Here is a 1726-nt window from a genome sequence, read left to right on the forward strand (position 1 = left end):
CTTATATATTTATAAATTTTCATAATATCACCTATGATTTTTAGACGTTTTTTTAATTGTTTTATTGAGGGATGGTGGGTTTTGGCAAGTATTAGTATCATTTTCTGGTCCATAGTGTTGTGAAATTGCCTTTTCAAGCCCCCAACGTTTTATAGAAGAAGAATTAGGATCATGTTGGATATTTTTAGATGTATTCACAAGAGTGTCATCACACCTTACCATACAGTTATATTTTTCTAATCCTGAACATGAGAATTGTTCCCTACACTTAGCATAACAAATGTCATGTTGCCTGCAAGCCGTATCCAATACTCCCATTGGTTCAGCATAATAACCGTTATTGTCTCGAAGCTTACTGTATTGCTCTTCTCTCCCCCCTGTCCAGTCTGGTCCACACCAATTTCCATGATATTTAAACCAACCTAATGTATCTATCCATTTCGTAGTATTTGGTGCAAACGCATAAAAATTACTCCCCCCAAACACTGAATTACAGGCTGAAATTGAAGAATATTTAGTGTATTACAACCAAAAACGAATTAAACTCGATTTAAAAGGATTGAGCTCGGTGCAATACCGAGCTCAATATTTAAGTTAACTAACCTGTCCAACTTTTGGGGGCAGATCAAAGTGCGGTCAATTTTTTATGTGTTTTTAAAAATTAATAGCTTGAGTTAATTAACACTTCTTCACCATATCCACCAAGGGTTGGCATTGGTTGGTAAGTGGAGTTAGCAGCGCGCATGAGGCGGATGCCGCGAACGCCAGCTTCTTTGGCAGCAAGAATATCGTCGTCACTGTCGCCGTAGTGAATGGTAACTTTGTGTTTGATAATGCCAGGAGTTTTGTTGTATTTGGTGCTAAGCTCACGCCCACCCATGAATTCTACCGGGTGCATGTCTTTAATATTAAAGGCTTTTTGTAATACTGGGGTAACGCCATCTTTATCGCCGGCAGTGCGTCCTGTGATGAAATAAATTTGGTCGCCACGGGCTTGGTGCATATTAATTAAATCTATGGCAATTTGTTTTGGAATAGAATATTGGTCACAACCGGCATTCACTTCATTCCAGAAATCCTGATTTTTTAAGTAATCATGCTTACCCGGAGAATATTTTTGTTGTCCGTGATAAAAACAAGGACTACTGAATAGCACGGTATCGTCAATATCAAAACTTACATTAATCGGTGCTTTGCCTTCCAACTCTTTTTTCAGTTGCTCAACGGAAATCCAGTGGATTGGTTGTTCCACGAGCATTTCACGGGCATTGGTACCTTGATTGGTATAAGGTTCGGTTTTGGCCGCCATGGCGGGAATTGCTGCCGCGGTTAAAAGGGCGACAAGAGAAAGTTTAACAAGATTTTTCATAGTGACTCCTGATGAGATTGTGAATATATCGGCGGCAATCCTACCTTTTTTGTTCTATTACGCAATTTCAAGCAATCGTTTGCTATACAAAATTTTGACCGTGATCACATTTTTATCATGTGATTGGTGAATAAATAACCAATATTGTTTTTCCCCACGATAGCGCGCGTTTCCTAACGCGTGCCTGAAATATCAATTTCGTTTGATTCAGATTTTTACTATTTTAATGAATAGCTTCAGTTTGCTTATTTTTTAGATAGATAAAACTACGCGTCAGAAGGGGGCTATCTGGGGAGCCGTTGGCAAAGCCAACGTTCAGAATCCTTTTGATTTTATGACCGCACTTTTTTGTCATTA

2 protein-coding genes and 1 pseudogene are annotated in these 1726 nt (G+C 38.8%); 1 reads left to right on the forward strand and 2 read right to left on the reverse strand.

Features of this window, described 5'->3' with window-relative positions; all coding sequences use genetic code 11:
* Window positions 1-27: 27 nt before the first annotated feature.
* Window positions 28-486, reverse strand: a complete 459-nt coding sequence (locus tag QZ106_RS10240) for a hypothetical protein (protein ID WP_295976708.1) — start codon at window positions 484-486, stop codon at window positions 28-30.
* A 1-nt stretch (window position 487) separates the two neighbouring features.
* Between QZ106_RS10240 and QZ106_RS10245 the strand changes: the two are divergent.
* Window positions 488-598 (forward strand): annotated as a pseudogene (locus QZ106_RS10245) (IS3 family transposase); the annotation flags it as partial.
* 63 nt (window positions 599-661) lie between these two features.
* Here the strand turns inward: QZ106_RS10245 and aphA are convergent.
* Window positions 662-1369, reverse strand: coding sequence for an acid phosphatase AphA (gene aphA / locus QZ106_RS10250; RefSeq protein WP_109433268.1), 708 nt, complete (start codon window positions 1367-1369; stop codon window positions 662-664).
* Window positions 1370-1726: the final 357 nt, after the last annotated feature.

The organism is uncultured Aggregatibacter sp. (assembly GCF_901873365.1).
Lineage (GTDB): Bacteria > Pseudomonadota > Gammaproteobacteria > Enterobacterales > Pasteurellaceae > Aggregatibacter.

What these genes read in the sequence shown, in the direction of transcription:
- aphA (WP_109433268.1), bottom strand. Translation starts at nt 1,369, where the DNA reads ATGAAAAATCTTGTTAAACTTTCTCTTGTCGCCCTTTTAACCGCGGCA.